The following is a 16,168-nucleotide window of genomic DNA, read 5'->3' as shown; positions in this document are numbered from 1 at the left end:
AATCTTAATCAACTGGGTAATAATTGTATGCTTTATGTAGTAAGCATTATCATTGAAGTTCTTCAAATGATAGAGTCAAGCCTCACGAGCAATTAGTATGGGTTAGCTTCAAGCGTTACCGCTCTTCCACACCCCACCTATCAACGTCCTGGTCTCGAACGACTCTTTAGTGTGGTTAAACCACAAGGGAAATCTCATCTTCAGGCGAGTTTCACGCTTAGATGCTTTCAGCGTTTATCTCTTCCGAACTTAGCTACCCGGCTATGCCACTGGCGTGACAACCGGTACACCAGAGGTTCGTCCACTCCGGTCCTCTCGTACTAGGAGCAGCCCCCGTCAAATTTCCAACGCCCACTGCAGATAGGGACCAAACTGTCTCACGACGTTTTAAACCCAGCTCACGTACCACTTTAAATGGCGAACAGCCATACCCTTGGGACCGACTACAGCCCCAGGATGTGATGAGCCGACATCGAGGTGCCAAACTCCGCCGTCGATATGAACTCTTGGGCGGAATCAGCCTGTTATCCCCGGAGTACCTTTTATCCGTTGAGCGATGGCCCTTCCATACAGAACCACCGGATCACTATGTCCTGCTTTCGCACCTGCTCGACTTGTTGGTCTCGCAGTTAAGCTACCTTTTGCCATTGCACTATCAGTCCGATTTCCGACCGGACCTAGGTAACCTTCGAACTCCTCCGTTACTCTTTGGGAGGAGACCGCCCCAGTCAAACTGCCTACCATGCACGGTCCCCGATCCGGATAACGGACCTGGGTTAGAACCTCAAAGTCACCAGGGTGGTATTTCAAGGACGGCTCCACACAGACTAGCGTCTGTGCTTCAAAGCCTCCCACCTATCCTACACAAGTGACTTCAAAGTCCAATGCAAAGCTACAGTAAAGGTTCACGGGGTCTTTCCGTCTAGCAGCGGGTAGATTGCATCTTCACAACCATTTCAACTTCGCTGAGTCTCGGGAGGAGACAGTGTGGCCATCGTTACGCCATTCGTGCGGGTCGGAACTTACCCGACAAGGAATTTCGCTACCTTAGGACCGTTATAGTTACGGCCGCCGTTTACTGGGGCTTCGATCCGATGCTTGCACATCTTCAATTAACCTTCCAGCACCGGGCAGGCGTCACACCCTATACGTCCACTTTCGTGTTAGCAGAGTGCTGTGTTTTTAATAAACAGTCGCAGCCACCGATTCTCTGCGGCCTGGCGTTGCTTACGGAGTAAATCCTTCACAATACCAGGCATACCTTCTCCCGAAGTTACGGTATCAATTTGCCGAGTTCCTTCTCCCGAGTTCTCTCAAGCGCCTTAGAATTTTCATCCCACCCACCTGTGTCGGTTTGCGGTACGGTTCGATTTAAGCTGAAGCTTAGTGGCTTTTCCTGGAAGCGTGGTATCGGTCACTTCGGTTCCGTAGAACCTCGTTATCACTTCTCGGTGTTGAATGAATTCCCGGATTTGCCTAAGAATTCCACCTACTGGCTTGAACAAACTATTCCAACAGTTTGCTGACCTAACCTTCTCCGTCCCCACATCGCACTTAAATCAAGTACAGGAATATTAACCTGTTTCCCATCGACTACGCATCTCTGCCTCGCCTTAGGGGCCGACTCACCCTACGCCGATGAACGTTGCGTAGGAAACCTTGGGTTTTCGGCGAGGGGGCTTTTCACCCCCTTTATCGCTACTCATGTCAACATTCGCACTTCTGATACCTCCAGCAGACTTCACAATCCACCTTCGCAGGCCTACAGAACGCTCCCCTACCACATGCACTAAGTGCACATCCGCAGCTTCGGTTATAGATTTGAGCCCCGTTACATCTTCCGCGCAAGACGACTCGACTAGTGAGCTATTACGCTTTCTTTAAATGGTGGCTGCTTCTAAGCCAACATCCTAGCTGTCTGGGCCTTCTCACTTCGTTTACCACTTAATCTATCATTTGGGACCTTAGCTGGCGGTCTGGGTTGTTTCCCTCTTGACACCGGACGTTAGCACCCGATGTCTGTCTCCCGAGGAATCACTTCATGGTATTCTTAGTTTGCCATGGGTTGGTAAGTTGCAATAACCCCCTAGCCATAACAGTGCTTTACCCCCATGAGTGTACCTCGAGGCACTACCTAAATAGTTTTCGGGGAGAACCAGCTATCTCCAAGTTTGTTTAGCCTTTCACCCCTATCCACAGCTCATCCCCTAATTTTGCAACATTAGTGGGTTCGGACCTCCATTACCTGTTACGGCAACTTCATCCTGGCCATGGATAGATCACTTGGTTTCGGGTCTACGCCCAGCAACTAATCGCCCTATTAAGACTCGATTTCTCTACGGCTCCCCTATTCGGTTAACCTTGCTACTGAACGTAAGTCGTTGACCCATTATACAAAAGGTACGCAGTCACGGAACAAGTCCGCTCCCACTGTTTGTATGCATCAGGTTTCAGGTTCTATTTCACTCCCCTTCCGGGGTTCTTTTCGCCTTTCCCTCACGGTACTGGTTCACTATCGGTCGATGATGAGTATTTAGCCTTGGAGGATGGTCCCCCCATATTCAGACAGGATTTCTCGTGTCCCGCCCTACTTGTCGTTAGCTTAGTACCGCAGTTGAGATTTCGAATACGCGACTATCACGCACTATGGTCATACTTTCCAGAATGTTCTTCTATCTCGACTACTATCACTAACAGGCTTTTCCGCGTTCGCTCGCCACTACTTGCGGAATCTCGGTTGATTTCTTTTCCTCCGGGTACTTAGATGGTTCAGTTCTCCGGGTTTGCTCCAGTGACCTATGTATTCAGTCAAAGGTACCTAATAAATTAGGTGGGTTTCCCCATTCGGACATCGCGGGATCAAAGCTTTATTGCCAGCTCCCCCACGCTTTTCGCAGGCTTACACGTCCTTCGTCGCCTATCATCGCCAAGGCATCCACCTGATGCACTTATTCACTTGACTCTATCATTTCAAGAACCTCTGACTTTGCAGAATTAGACAGTTGACGTGTCTTCCTTCTGCTTGATTCTCTTCATGTTAAAGCTTACTACTTGGTTGTTACAATCAACGCCTTTTGAATTCGTTGATTGCAGATACAATCATCACCCAAATTTACTGTGTTATTTAAGCGGCCTGTAAAGGCTGTCTAAACAACAACATTGTCTTTTGTTTGTTGATTTCGGCTTTCTAATTTTTTAAAGATCGATGCGTCGCTTTTGTGTGTTTCGCTTTGTACTGCTTGTCCGCTAACACGCTTCGCAAATCAAAGAAGACTGAGAGTATATCATCTCTTTATTAAGAGTGAAATAAAAAACAGCGTCAGCTGTCAATCGTCTTTGATTTGCAAAGTATTTTAGTTCATTGGTGGAGGCAAACGGGATCGAACCGATGACCCCCTGCTTGCAAAGCAGGTGCTCTACCAACTGAGCTATGCCCCCAATGTTCCACAACCTTACTTGTTACCAAGTTTGATGGTGGGTCTGGGAGGACTTGAACCTCCGACCCCACGCTTATCAAGCGTGTGCTCTAACCAGCTGAGCTACAAACCCAGGTCGTTGCTACTTGCATCTTTATTTACAGTTTACCGATAAGTGTGAATGCGTTAAGCCTCTTCTATCTCTAGAAAGGAGGTGATCCAGCCGCAGGTTCCCCTACGGCTACCTTGTTACGACTTCACCCCAGTCATGAAGCATACCGTGGTAAGCGGACTCCTTACGGTTATCCTACCTACTTCTGGTATCCCCCACTCCCATGGTGTGACGGGCGGTGTGTACAAGACCCGGGAACGTATTCACCGCAGTATGCTGACCTGCGATTACTAGCGATTCCGACTTCACGCACTCGAGTTGCAGAGTGCGATCCGGACTACGATCGGCTTTATGAGATTGGCTCCACCTCGCGGCTTGGCTACCCTCTGTACCGACCATTGTATGACGTGTGAAGCCCTGGTCATAAGGGCCATGAGGACTTGACGTCATCCCCACCTTCCTCCGGTTTGTCACCGGCAGTCTCATTAGAGTGCTCAACTGAATGGTAGCAACTAATGACAAGGGTTGCGCTCGTTGCGGGACTTAACCCAACATCTCACGACACGAGCTGACGACAGCCATGCAGCACCTGTGTTACGGCTCCCGAAGGCACTCCTCCGTCTCTGGAGGATTCCGTACATGTCAAGACCAGGTAAGGTTCTTCGCGTTGCATCGAATTAATCCACATCATCCACCGCTTGTGCGGGTCCCCGTCAATTCCTTTGAGTTTTAATCTTGCGACCGTACTCCCCAGGCGGACAATTTCACGCGTTAGCTACGCTACCAAGAGCTTTTAATCTCCCAACAGCTAATTGTCATCGTTTAGGGCGTGGACTACCAGGGTATCTAATCCTGTTTGCTACCCACGCTTTCGAGCATGAGCGTCAGTGTTATCCCAGGGGGCTGCCTTCGCCATCGGTATTCCTCCACATCTCTACGCATTTCACTGCTACACGTGGAATTCTACCCCCCTCTGACACACTCTAGTTATCCAGTTTCAAATGCACGTCCCAAGTTGAGCTCGGGGCTTTCACACCTGACTTAAATAACCGCCTGCGCTCGCTTTACGCCCAGTAATTCCGATTAACGCTTGCACCCTACGTATTACCGCGGCTGCTGGCACGTAGTTAGCCGGTGCTTATTCTTTAGGTACCGTCATCACTCTTGGATATTAGCCAAAAGCTTTTCTTCCCTAACAAAAGTACTTTACAACCCGAAGGCCTTCTTCATACACGCGGCATTGCTGGATCAGGCTTGCGCCCATTGTCCAAAATTCCCCACTGCTGCCTCCCGTAGGAGTCTGGGCCGTGTCTCAGTCCCAGTGTGGCGGATCATCCTCTCAGACCCGCTACTGATCGTCGCCTTGGTAGGCTTTTACCCCACCAACTAGCTAATCAGACGTCGGCCGCTCAAATAACGCAAGGTCCGAAGATCCCCTGCTTTCCCCCGTAGGGCGTATGCGGTATTAGCCACTCTTTCGAGTAGTTATCCCCCATTACTTGGTACGTTCCGACGCATTACTCACCCGTTCGCCACTCGTCAGCAAGAAAGCAAGCTTTCTCCTGCTACCGTTCGACTTGCATGTGTAAAGCATGCCGCCAGCGTTCAATCTGAGCCAGGATCAAACTCTTATGTTTAATCTCTAAGCTTACTATTTAATTTCTGGTCTGCTTCTCAAAGAAAAAGAGCGAGAAATGATTAAAAATCATATCTTGTCTTTACTTCTTTAGCAGTGTGAGGCTCTTCGCACTCACACTTATCGGTAATCTGTTTTTTAAAGAGCTGTGCTGTGAAACTTGTGAAGCTGACCGTTTGGTCTGTTTCGTTTCTGTCTCAGCAGCGAAGAAACCGAATATTACAGAAACACCGAAAACCCGTCAACCATTAATGTGAATTTTTTCTAAAAATATTGAAATTAAAATTTAAAGCATTGAAAAAAATCATTATTTTAAAATTAAAAAAGCAGCCTACTTGTTCAATTTCAATATTTCATTCACAAATAAATTAAAAAACTCCTTCTTTAAATTGTTTTTCATCCTATTAACCAACCTTAAATCATTTAAAGCTACTCTTATAATTCATTTAAACTGTATCTTTACTATCTCAGATACATACTTCAAACACTCTATATACATAGATAACATTCACCATAAACTCTATCAATATTCAAAATTGATATGCTTATTGGCAAAGAATGATTAGAATTCATGCAGTGTTCATTTCAAACATCAAGATTTAAATGAAACGTTATTGTCATTAATATGGCTTTTTACCAAAGAAATCTCCGTATGAACTTTAAATTCCCACTATATACAGTTGCAATACTTGGCTTAAGCCTCAGTTTAAGTGCCTGTTTGGATAAAACAGCACCCAAAACCGAGCCAGCTGTCATTGACTCTAAAATAACAAAAAATCAAACCACGACTGCCTCGCATTGCGCCAGTGCCATGTTGCTGGATGCCATCCCGCCACAAATCAATCAAACCGCCTTGTTAAAACAGACCCAAAATTTGTGCTTTGAGCAATTCGCATCCCTACATTCGAGCATCACCAAAGGCCCTTTGTGGGTAGCGGAACATTTGACGCCTAAAAAAGTAAATACCAAAATCAAACGCCAAGGCGAGTTTCATGCTGAAGACCAAGTGCCTAAAAACATGCGAGCTGAATTGTCTGATTACAAAGGCAGTGGCTACGATCGTGGGCATTTGGCGCCAAGTGCCAATATGAGCACCAAATCTGCTCAGCAAGACAGCTTTTCATTGGCCAACATGGTGCCGCAAAACCCTAAAAACAACCAAAATGCTTGGCGTAACATTGAAGAAGCAGTGCGAGATGTGGTCAGCAGCAGTCATCAACCTGTGTATTTGGTAACGGGCGTCAGCTTTTTAAACAAGACAATACCGAGCATTGGTAAAAATAAGGTTTTGGTGCCTAGCCATTTGTACAAAGCAGTTTACCAACCCGATACTGGTGTGATTGGTGCATATTGGATTGCCAATACCGCTTCAGCCAAGCCGCAGATTATCAGCTTGTGTGAATTAGAAGCCAAAACAGGCATCAATGCCTTCCCACTTTTGAACAAAGAGGAACGCCGCAAAGTATATGATTTGCCTACCATAGGTAAAGATGTGTCTAAAAATGGACAAATCAAACTTTTGAAAACTGACAAAACCAGCGAATGCAGTAATAAAATCAGCACCACAGAAGCCAGCAAATTGGCTCAAAGCTTTTCCTAACGATTAAGGGTATTTGACATGACTTTTTCTGCATTGAGCGATGAAAACCATTCATACAGCATTGAAAACCTGACTTTTGAAAACCACGGTGACGGTTTGTCTATTTATGGTGACATTCAAATTTTGCGTGACCAACAAGGTTTGAAATACTTAAAAGAAATCAAAACCATCATTGATGGCGCCATATTGCAACTGCAAAACACTGAAGCATTGCCTGAACAATTGATTTTAGGTCAAAACAATACTGAAATAGACAATCCATTTTTGTAATCCCATTTAAATACCATTGTTAGTATGAACAAGCGTCCTGTAAATTTACAGGACGCTTTTATTTTATATTCATATTACAAATACTTATGTTAATCTTACTATTGAACTTTATGACAAAGCATTAGGAGCACCCATGTTCAAACACTTGGCATTTTGTGCACTTTTATTTTTCAGTTTGCCATTATCAGCACAAACCATCCATGCACAAACACAAAACCGCATTGAAATTGATGAAGAAATATTCCATATTGCAGCCATTCAAGACCCTACCATTGAAGCCAAACTGCTGTCTGCTACCGCAGGCGACCCAGCTTTAAATGGCTTATTATTAAGTTTAGCAGTGAAATCAGACCAACAATGGAATGTGTATTTTTTAAAAGATATCGCCGACTACCGTATTTTACCCAGCGCAAAAAATGGTTATTTGAAATTACAATTGCGTACTGAACACCTCGATTCAACAAGCCATGTTACCTCCCAAACTTCGATTTTATTTGTGAACATGACTGCCGCCGCACAAGCTCATGGCTCAATACAAATCGAAGAAATCGTACAAAAACCTTAAAAGGATGTCTGCATGAAACCACTGTTTTGGATGTTCAGCTTATTCAGTCTCTGTGCACAAGCTCAAGCACAATGGTTATCACCACAAAACGACAGCCACAATACAGGTGCAGCGCATGTCGAAAAAGTCACGGCAATGCCAGACTCAAGCATGACGGTCAAATTGTTTCACAGCATGCCCATTGATGCTCCTAGCATGAATCCATGGTTTCTACGCTTGGCGGTGGTCAATGAAGAAAAACTCAGTTGGAATGTTTACCATTTACCCAATGTCAAAAGCTATCAAGTGCTGCCCAGCGCTAAAGTGGGTTATTTGAAGATTGCCATACGCCAAGACGATTACAATGTCCAAACAGGCAAAAATGTTGAACGTGCCTCTACCTTATTTATCAACTTACACAATGCCAATCAAAATGGCGGCCGCATTGAAATAGATGTCAAATAAATCACATTAAAAATAAGCGTCCTGTAAAGGTTTTACAGGACGCTTATTGTCAAAAATTTCAATGATTTTGTACCCATAATCTGCGTTACAAAGACCGTATACATGCTCCTTGAAATGTATCGCCAGCCCATTTATGAGCAAACGTCTATTTTGAATAGGCTTTGTCAATTGATTTAAAACACGCCTATTGACCGCTTAGCAATGTCTTTGGTGCACCAGAAACCATCTGCTTGTCTATTGAAGTGATGACGCTTTTAAGCTTGTGGCTTGCGAAAATGTTCTTTTAAAGCTTGAAAAACCCGCGCATCCCACAGCCACAAACCATCTTCCGTTTGAATGGCAGAACCTGCAACATGCCATTGCTTGGTTTGCCCTGTGACCAAATCCACCTCTTGGGCATTGTGTGGCCAACGTTGTTGCCAACCTGCAATAGGCAACTTGGTCATTTCTTGACGCAAGGCAGCATCAATGTCTTCTTGTTCATTCAATTGAGGACACCAACCATGACATTTTTTGCTACTGTGTATAGGACAAGGAGTCTGTTCAGACAACGTTTGCGGCAAAATATCCAAATATTTTGGGCAAAAGCCATGTTCACGCGCCCACTCTAAGATGGCTTTTTTGGCAGCTTTGGGATGAGCAAAGACGCCAAAAGGAGGTTCGTGAGTGATTTGCGTACCCAAAGGTTGGATTTTGGCTTGTAAACGCTGTTGGTCATTCTTAATTAAACGTATGGTATAAAAAGCATGCTGCTTGGGATCGGCATATTGGCTAGACATCACTGCAGCATCCAATGGTCCAATGGCCGCAAAACCTTCTATTTTGACAATACTGGCAAACCAATCTTGGGCTTGTTTGGCATGTAATTTGTGACACATATCATGATACATGTGTTCACACACCCGCACTTTGGGCTGTTTGGCATCTTTGTGCCAAATCAAAACCATGCCATATTCATCTGGTAAGGCTTGTAATTGTTGCTTCAAATGCTCAGGCAACCAATCAGGCAACAAGCTTGGTGTAATGTGTTTGTACAAAGCAGATTGCCATAAATGGCCACGTTCTTGACTTGCTTGTGCCAAAAATTGCGTTAAAGCTGCCACATCTGCCATCGCGCGGTGACGTTGCGGTAAAACAATGTGAAAACGTTCAATCAAACTGTCTAAGTTGTGTTTGAAATGTTCAGGATACAATTGGCGTGACAATTTCACCGTGCACAATTGCGGCATGCTCAATTGTTTGCCGCAACGTTTAAATGCCAACCGTAAAAAATGATAATCAAAACGACTGTTGTGAGCGAACAAAACAGCATCTTTTAAAAAATGTGCCAATTCATCTGCAATATCCTCAAACAAAGGTGCAGCTGCCACCATATCATTACTGATGCCTGTAAGCTCTTCAATGAAAGGGCTAATGGTCATTTGAGGATTAATCAATTGCTCATAAGTATGTATGCCGTGTTCGTCAAAGCGAATCAATGCCACTTCGGTCAAACGGTCTTGGTATAAATTGCCACCCGTGGCTTCGGTATCGATGATGACGATGGGGGTTGCTAAAAATTGCAGTTGTTGCTGCAAGGTATGTAAGTCATCGTGACGTAACATGGAGAAGTGGCCGGAAACAAAAAACGCCTTATTCTACCGCTAAAACAGCTGGCCAAATAAATTTATGCATATTTTTATAAAAAGTTCTTGACGTACAAATAAGTCCATCCTATAATGCATTTCTCTTCAGATGCACCCGTAGCTCAGTTGGATAGAGTATTTGGCTACGAACCAAAGGGTCGGGCGTTCGAATCGCTCCGGGTGCACCATTCTGAAAAGCCGCGCCCATCGTCTAGCGGTTAGGACACTGCCCTTTCACGGCGGCAACCGGGGTTCGATTCCCCGTGGGCGTACCAATTTTAAAAACCAGCTTTCGAGCTGGTTTTTTTCATTTCTGCCGTCTGCCTTGATTCTTTGCCTTGCTTAACTTGGAACTTATATTCAAGCATGGTAATCTTGAACCACTTATCTAAACCTTATGTGAGAATGGTTTTATGCAATTTAATAAATGGTTAATCGCAACAATGTCTGCTTGGGCTTTAAGTGCGTGTGCTTCTACTGATGCACCGAATCCATCTACACAAGCGAAGAGCAAACCTGTGCAAACCAATGTGCAGTTTGACAGCTACCAAGAAGTGGCTTATCAATGCCAAGGTGGTCGTGTTTTGGCCTTATATGGCATCAAAAACAACACAGTAGCAGGTGTACAAGTGGTTTATGATGGTGCCCAATCACCTTTGTTATTGCGCACCAACAACCCTAAATACAATGAATTCTCTAGCAGTGGTCGCCATATTACGTGGACACAAAACCTAGCAGCACCTGCACAAGTGAAATCTGCCGATGCCCGTGGTTTGACCCGTTTGGTTGGCAGCAACCCACAAGACATGGCCATTGGCTTGGTCGTTGAAGCTTGTAAAGTGGATACCAACATGACAGCTAAATTAGGCTCTGTCGCGGATGAAGCCAAGATTCAATGGTTAAATGCCAAATAAATGATTTGAATACAAAAGCGTCCTGTAATTTACAGGACGCTTTTTTTAAAGCTTGTTAAGTCAAACGAATTAACGGCTCACAGGTTTGTAGCGAATGCGTTTTGGTTTCGCGCCCTCTTCACCCAAGCGACGTTTTTTGTCCGCTTCGTATTCTTGGTAGTTACCATCAAAGAACACCCATTTTGAATCGCCTTCGGCTGCCAAAATATGGGTCGCAATACGGTCTAAGAACCAACGATCATGCGAAATCACCATGACTGAGCCTGCAAACTCTAATAACGCATCTTCCAACGCGCGCAAAGTTTCCACGTCCAAATCGTTTGATGGTTCGTCAAGCAACAACACATTGCCGCCTGAAATCAAGGTTTTGGCCAAGTGCAAACGACCACGTTCACCGCCTGACAAATTGCCGACGATTTTACTTTGGTCTGCGCCTTTGAAGTTAAAACGACCCAAGTAGGCGCGTGCAGGCGTTTCAAATTTGCCCACTTGCAAAATGTCGCGACCTTCGGCAATTTCATCAAACACGGTTTTGGTATTGCCCAAATTACCACGGCTTTGATCGACGTAAGACAATTGAACGGTTTGACCAATTTTCACTTCACCAGAATCAGGCGTTTCTTGACCAGTAATCATTTTGAACAAAGTCGATTTACCCGCGCCGTTAGGACCGATAATACCGACAATCGCGCCTGCTGGAATGCGCATGCTCAAATCATCAATCAACACACGGTCACCAAACGATTTGGTCACGTTGGTAAACTCAATCACTTCGTTGCCCAAACGCTCGGCAGTTGGAATGAAGATTTCTTGAGTTTCGTTGCGTTTTTGGTATTCGTAGCTCGACATTTCTTCAAAACGGGCAATACGCGCTTTGGATTTGGCTTGGCGGCCTTTGGCGTTTTGGCGTACCCATTCCAATTCTTGCTTCATCGATTTAATGCGCGCCGCTTCTTGTTTGGATTCGGTGGCCAAACGGTTTTCTTTTTGTTCCAACCAAGAAGAGTAGTTGCCTTTCCAAGGAATGCCATGGCCGCGGTCCAATTCCAAAATCCATTCGGCAGCATTGTCTAAGAAGTAACGGTCATGCGTGACTGCAACCACGGTGCCTGGGAAACGCACCAAAAATTGCTCCAACCATTCAACCGATTCTGCATCCAAATGGTTGGTCGGTTCGTCAAGCAACAACATGTCAGGCTTAGACAGCAACAATTTGCACAAAGCCACGCGGCGTTTTTCACCACCTGACAAATTGCCAATGATGGCGTCCCACTCAGGCAAGCGCAAAGCATCGGCCGCAATTTCCAATTGGTGCTCTAAATTGTCGCCTGCGCCTGCGGATAAAATCGCTTCCAAACGGCCTTGTTCTTCAGCCAAAGCATCAAAATCTGCATCGGGGTCGGCATAAGCTGCGTACACTTCGTCCAAACGTTTTTGTGCATCGGCCACTTCGCCCAAACCGCTTTCAACTTCTTCACGCACGGTTTTGGTCGCATCCAACTCAGGCTCTTGCGGCAAATAACCAATTTTGATGCCGCTCATTGGCACCGCTTCGCCTTCGAACTCTTTGTCCACGCCTGCCATGATTTTCAGGACGGTTGATTTACCCGAACCATTCAAACCTAACAAGCCAATTTTAGCGCCAGGGAAAAAAGACAAAGAAATGTCTTTGATGATTTGTTTTTGCGGTGGCACTACTTTGCTCACACGCAACATTGAGTAAACGTATTGACTCATTTGCTGTCACTCGGTCAGTTTGATAAAAGCGCTATTGTACCTAAAATAAACACTTATTTATGCTAAAAAAGCACATAAAAATGTGCTTTTTTAGGCATTTGTAAAAAATGACTCGTGTATAGATGTTTATTGTCGTTGATTCAAAATACGCATCATCACATCTTCTGGATCTTCGCGCATATTTTCATAGCGTACCGTTGGTGCTTGTTTGTTTGAGTTAACGGGATTTTGATAAGCAGGCATTGATTTTTCTGCTTTTTGGCTACCTAAATGGTAGTGGGTCACAACCTCATGATCTAAAGTAGCAGGCTGATGTGTTGAACTCGGTGCCAAAAAAGATGCCGCAGCACTAGGTTCTGTCTTCGGCATAATAGCTTCTGGATTGGTATTAACCACAGGCATGGCCATGGGCGTGAATGTGGCGGTGGCATCTTGGGTTTGGCGAACTGGCTCAATCACAGTGGTGATGGTCGTACTGCCACTGACATCACTGTGTATCGTTTGTCTGGTGACCATATTGGGATTGTTGCCAAAAGCTGGCGGTTGTGCAAAAGCAGATGTAATACTTAATAGGCCTATTGTGGCTAAAAGTGTTTTATTAGTCATGTTTTCACCCTTGTAAAGATGTACATTGTAAATGCCATTGGCTTTCTTGTAACAATTAAAATATTCGCTTGGTATTTAATTTCATTAAAACAGATTGTTAGCCAATATGCCAATAAAAATCCCCTAACATAGAAGATGTTAGGGGATGATGTTGGATATTATGTCAATTCAAAGCGATTAAGAACCGCTACGCAATTCTTGCCACAAACGCACAGTCAATTTTTTCGCATCTGGACTCAATTCAGGCATCAAGAAACCAGCTGCTGCATCTTCGTCATTCGGGAAGATAGAACGGGTTTCAACCAAAGATTTGTCCATCAACTCGCGTGCAGGCAAGCTCGCTGGAGCGAAAGTCACTTCTGCAGCATTGCGAGCTGCGATGTCTGGCTTCAACGTCCAGTCCATGTATTTGTGAGCGTTGACATAGTTTTTAGCGTCAGCTGGAATCAACCAAGATTCCACCCAGAAGCCCATGCCTTTAGGTGTCAATACTTCGATGTTGACGCCATTGCCCACTTCTTCAGCACGTTTTTTAGACATGTTCATGTCGCCGCCATTGCCCACTGCCACACAAATATCGCCACGGGCCAATTCATCGATGAACGATGGGCTGAAGCGTTTGATGTCAGGACGAACGGCTTTCAATACGGCCGCAGCTGCATTGATATCTTCATTGCTGGCTTTAGCAGGGTCTTTGCCAATATATTTAATCACCAATGGGAAGATTTCGCTTGGAGAGTCCCACAAGCTGATACCACAAGCTTTCAACTTATTAGAGTACTCAGGTTTAAAGACCAAGTCCCATTCGTTTTCTGGCAACTGGTCTGTACCCAAAGCAGCTTTGACTTTGTCTTTGTTAATCGCCAAAGTATTCAAGCCTGAGAAATAAGGTACGGCATATTCATTGCCTGGATCCACTTGGTTCAACAAGGTCAATAATTTAGGATCGATATTGCCATAGTTACTCAACAAGCTTTTGTCGATTTTTTGGTAAGCACCGGCTTGGATTTGACGAGGCAAGAAAGAAATGCCAGGCACTACCAAGTCGTAGCCTGATTTGCCTGTCAACACTTTGGCTTCTAAGGCTTCGTTGTTTTCATACAAATCGTAATTCAATTTCAAAGAAAATTCTTTGCGGAATTCTTCAACCGTTGCTTCATCCACATAGTTAGACCAGTTGTAGATGTTCAATTCAGATGTTTGTGGATAATCGTGGCCGGCGGCTGGATTGCTGGCTGCGCTAGCTGAATCGGTATTGCTGGCTGCAGGTGCGGCTTGAGCGGGTTCTTGTGATTGGCTACCGCCACCACATGCAGTTAACAATGCCAAAGTTACAACTTGAGCAAAGAGCAATTTTTTCATATAGGTTATCTTTCCCTGACGAATTAAAAAAATGTCATGCCTCAAAGCTCAGGCATGACCTGCGCGGATTATAGCGGAAAATTCTATGCTGCCAAGCAAAGACCAATAAGAATTGACTATTAGGCAACAGCAGGGTCGATTCAAGCCACCCAACCTATGTTTATTTTTAACCGCGATACGCTTCATTTGCAACAAAAAAATTGTAAATCAATGGGCTTTAAAAACAAATCAAGCGGCCTGTAAGTTACAGGACGCTTGATAGATGCAAAACACAATGTAAGTGTCAGTTATTTAAACTCAAATTTCTTATAAACCCAAATCTTGCCACATCGCATCCACTCGGCGTGAGATTTCTTGATCTTTTTCAATCACAACGCCCCACTCGCGGTTGGTTTCACCTGGCCATTTATTGGTCGCATCCATGCCCATTTTACCACCCAAGCCAGACACAGGACTGGCAAAATCCAAATAATCAATCGGCGTATTTTCAATCAAAACCGTATCGCGAACAGGGTCCATACGTGTTGTAATTGCCCAAATCACTTCTTTCCAATCACGCACATTCACATCTTCATCGACCACAACAATGAATTTGGTATACATAAATTGGCGCAAGAAACTCCAACAACCCATCATCACACGCTTGGCGTGACCTGCGTATTGTTTTTTCATGCTCACCACCGCCATGCGGTAAGAACAACCTTCAGGCGGCAAGTAAAAATCAACAATTTCAGGAAATTGTTTTTGCAACAATGGTACAAATACCTCGTTCAACGCCACACCCAAAACCGCAGGTTCATCGATTGGTTTACCAGTGTAAGTGCTGTGGTAAATGGCGTTTTGACGCATGGTGATGCGCTCAACGGTAAACACAGGGAAATGGTCTTGCTCATTGTAATAACCCGTGTGGTCGCCATATGGGCCTTCTAACGCGGTTTCATCGGGATGAATCACGCCTTCCAAGACGATCTCAGCGCGAGCTGGCACGTGCAAATCGTTGCCTATGCATTTGACCAATTCGGTGCGTGAGCCCCGCAACAGCCCCGCAAATTGGTATTCACTCAAAGTATCAGGCACAGGCGTCACCGCACCCAAAATCGTTGCAGGATCACAACCTAAAACCACAGACACAGGATAAGGTTGGCCTGGATTGGCTTGGTTGTGTGCCAAAAAGTCCAAAGCACCGCCACGATGAGCGAGCCAACGCATGATGACTTTGTTTTTGGCTATGACTTGTTGGCGGTAAATACCCAAGTTTTGGCGTTTTTTGTGTGGACCACGGGTAACAGTCAAGCCCCATGTAATCAATGGTGCCACATCGCCCGGCCAACAATGCTGAATCGGCAACACCGACAAATCCACATCATCGCCCTCAATAATGATGTCGTGTACAGGTGCTTTTTTAACCACATTCGGCGCCATCGACCAAATGTCTTTGAGCAAAGGCAATTTCGAAAAAGCGTCCTTAATGCCTTTTGGCGGCTCAGGCTCTTTTAAATATGCCAAAGTTTGACCAATTTGGCGCAACTCAGACAAGTCTTTCGCCCCCATGCCCATCGCCACACGTTCGGTCGTACCAAACAAATTGGCCAACACAGGAAAATCATAACGCTTGCCATCGGTAGTAGGGTTTTCAAACAGCAAGGCTGGACCTTCGGCACGCAAGACACGGTCTGCAATATCGGTCATTTCCAAATGTGGTGACACCGGATGGGCAATGCGTTTGAGTTTGTTTTGTTGTTCTAGCTGCGAGATGAAGTCGCGCAAATCAGCATATTTCATGAGCAATTTTTCAGGACGCTTATAATGGCGCTTATTATGGCACAAAAACAAACAAGCCCGAACGAGTCGGGCTTGTTGTGGCTAGTCATAAGTTCAAGC

At 45.1% G+C, this 16,168-nt stretch carries 10 protein-coding genes, 4 tRNA genes and 2 rRNA genes; 7 read left to right on the top strand and 9 right to left on the bottom strand.

Annotated elements, in window-relative coordinates; all coding sequences use genetic code 11:
* Nucleotides 1-71: 71 nt before the first annotated feature.
* The 4 genes from ADP71_RS01820 to ADP71_RS01805 all read right to left on the bottom strand — a co-directional run bounded on the left by ADP71_RS01820 (nucleotide 72) and on the right by ADP71_RS01805 (nucleotide 5,165).
* Nucleotides 72-2,962 (bottom strand): 23S ribosomal RNA (locus tag ADP71_RS01820).
* A gap of 400 nt (nucleotides 2,963-3,362) precedes the next feature.
* Nucleotides 3,363-3,438: transfer RNA gene (locus tag ADP71_RS01815), tRNA-Ala, on the bottom strand.
* A 34-nt stretch (nucleotides 3,439-3,472) separates the two neighbouring features.
* Nucleotides 3,473-3,549: transfer RNA gene (locus tag ADP71_RS01810), tRNA-Ile, on the bottom strand.
* Between the two features lie 74 nt (nucleotides 3,550-3,623).
* Nucleotides 3,624-5,165, bottom strand: a 16S ribosomal RNA gene (locus tag ADP71_RS01805).
* The 16S and 23S rRNA genes sit together here with 2 tRNA genes alongside, the layout of an rRNA operon.
* 651 nt (nucleotides 5,166-5,816) lie before the next feature.
* On the opposite strand from ADP71_RS01805, the gene ADP71_RS01800 reads away from it, so the two are divergent.
* From ADP71_RS01800 to ADP71_RS01785, 4 genes are all read left to right on the top strand, one after another.
* Nucleotides 5,817-6,764 (top strand): DNA/RNA non-specific endonuclease, encoded by a 948-nt coding sequence (locus tag ADP71_RS01800; RefSeq protein WP_171460843.1) that lies wholly within the window; start codon nucleotides 5,817-5,819, stop codon nucleotides 6,762-6,764.
* Nucleotides 6,765-6,782: 18 nt separating this feature from the next.
* A complete protein-coding gene (locus ADP71_RS01795) occupies nucleotides 6,783-7,034 on the top strand; it encodes a hypothetical protein (RefSeq protein ID WP_104931353.1) in 252 nt (83 codons plus the stop codon).
* 133 nt (nucleotides 7,035-7,167) lie between these two features.
* Nucleotides 7,168-7,599: a hypothetical protein gene (locus ADP71_RS01790; RefSeq protein WP_019959273.1), complete on the top strand. Its 432-nt coding sequence runs from the start codon at nucleotides 7,168-7,170 to the stop codon at nucleotides 7,597-7,599.
* Nucleotides 7,600-7,611: 12 nt separating this feature from the next.
* A complete protein-coding gene (locus tag ADP71_RS01785) occupies nucleotides 7,612-8,043 on the top strand; it encodes a hypothetical protein (protein ID WP_019959274.1) in 432 nt (143 codons plus the stop codon).
* Nucleotides 8,044-8,297: 254 nt separating this feature from the next.
* Here ADP71_RS01785 and ADP71_RS01780 read toward each other — a convergent pair whose 3' ends face one another.
* Nucleotides 8,298-9,647, bottom strand: coding sequence for a 3'-5' exonuclease family protein (locus ADP71_RS01780; protein ID WP_104931351.1), 1,350 nt, complete (start codon nucleotides 9,645-9,647; stop codon nucleotides 8,298-8,300).
* 132 nt (nucleotides 9,648-9,779) lie between these two features.
* Between ADP71_RS01780 and ADP71_RS01775 the strand changes: the two genes are divergently transcribed.
* The 3 genes from ADP71_RS01775 to ADP71_RS01765 all read left to right on the top strand — a co-directional run bounded on the left by ADP71_RS01775 (nucleotide 9,780) and on the right by ADP71_RS01765 (nucleotide 10,582).
* A tRNA-Arg gene (locus ADP71_RS01775) sits at nucleotides 9,780-9,856 on the top strand.
* 12 nt (nucleotides 9,857-9,868) lie between these two features.
* A tRNA-Glu gene (locus ADP71_RS01770) sits at nucleotides 9,869-9,943 on the top strand.
* Nucleotides 9,944-10,081: 138 nt separating this feature from the next.
* Nucleotides 10,082-10,582, top strand: coding sequence for a hypothetical protein (locus ADP71_RS01765; protein ID WP_155970607.1), 501 nt, complete (start codon nucleotides 10,082-10,084; stop codon nucleotides 10,580-10,582).
* 69 nt (nucleotides 10,583-10,651) lie between these two features.
* Here the strand turns inward: ADP71_RS01765 and ettA are convergent, their stop codons facing one another.
* The 4 genes from ettA to ubiD form a co-directional block, all read right to left on the bottom strand.
* Nucleotides 10,652-12,319: an energy-dependent translational throttle protein EttA gene (ettA, locus tag ADP71_RS01760; protein ID WP_026353681.1), complete on the bottom strand. Its 1,668-nt coding sequence runs from the start codon at nucleotides 12,317-12,319 to the stop codon at nucleotides 10,652-10,654.
* A gap of 126 nt (nucleotides 12,320-12,445) precedes the next feature.
* The gene (locus tag ADP71_RS01755; RefSeq protein ID WP_019959278.1) at nucleotides 12,446-12,925 is read right to left on the bottom strand and encodes a hypothetical protein; all 480 of its coding nucleotides are present in this window, start codon (nucleotides 12,923-12,925) and stop codon (nucleotides 12,446-12,448) included.
* A 177-nt stretch (nucleotides 12,926-13,102) separates the two neighbouring features.
* On the bottom strand, nucleotides 13,103-14,287 hold the full coding sequence (locus ADP71_RS01750) for an extracellular solute-binding protein (RefSeq protein ID WP_019959279.1): 1,185 nt from the start codon (nucleotides 14,285-14,287) through the stop codon (nucleotides 13,103-13,105).
* A gap of 306 nt (nucleotides 14,288-14,593) precedes the next feature.
* Nucleotides 14,594-16,069 carry a 4-hydroxy-3-polyprenylbenzoate decarboxylase gene (gene ubiD, locus ADP71_RS01745; RefSeq protein ID WP_104932353.1) on the bottom strand — a complete coding sequence of 492 codons (1,476 nt, stop codon included), beginning with the start codon at nucleotides 16,067-16,069 and terminating at the stop codon, nucleotides 14,594-14,596.
* Between the last annotated feature and the right edge of the window lie 99 nt (nucleotides 16,070-16,168).

This window comes from Vitreoscilla sp. C1, from assembly GCF_002951955.2.
GTDB classification, from domain to species: domain Bacteria; phylum Pseudomonadota; class Gammaproteobacteria; order Burkholderiales; family Neisseriaceae; genus Vitreoscilla; species Vitreoscilla stercoraria.
The sequence above is the reverse complement of the archived record's forward strand: the minus strand, read 5'-3'. Positions and strand labels throughout refer to the sequence as shown.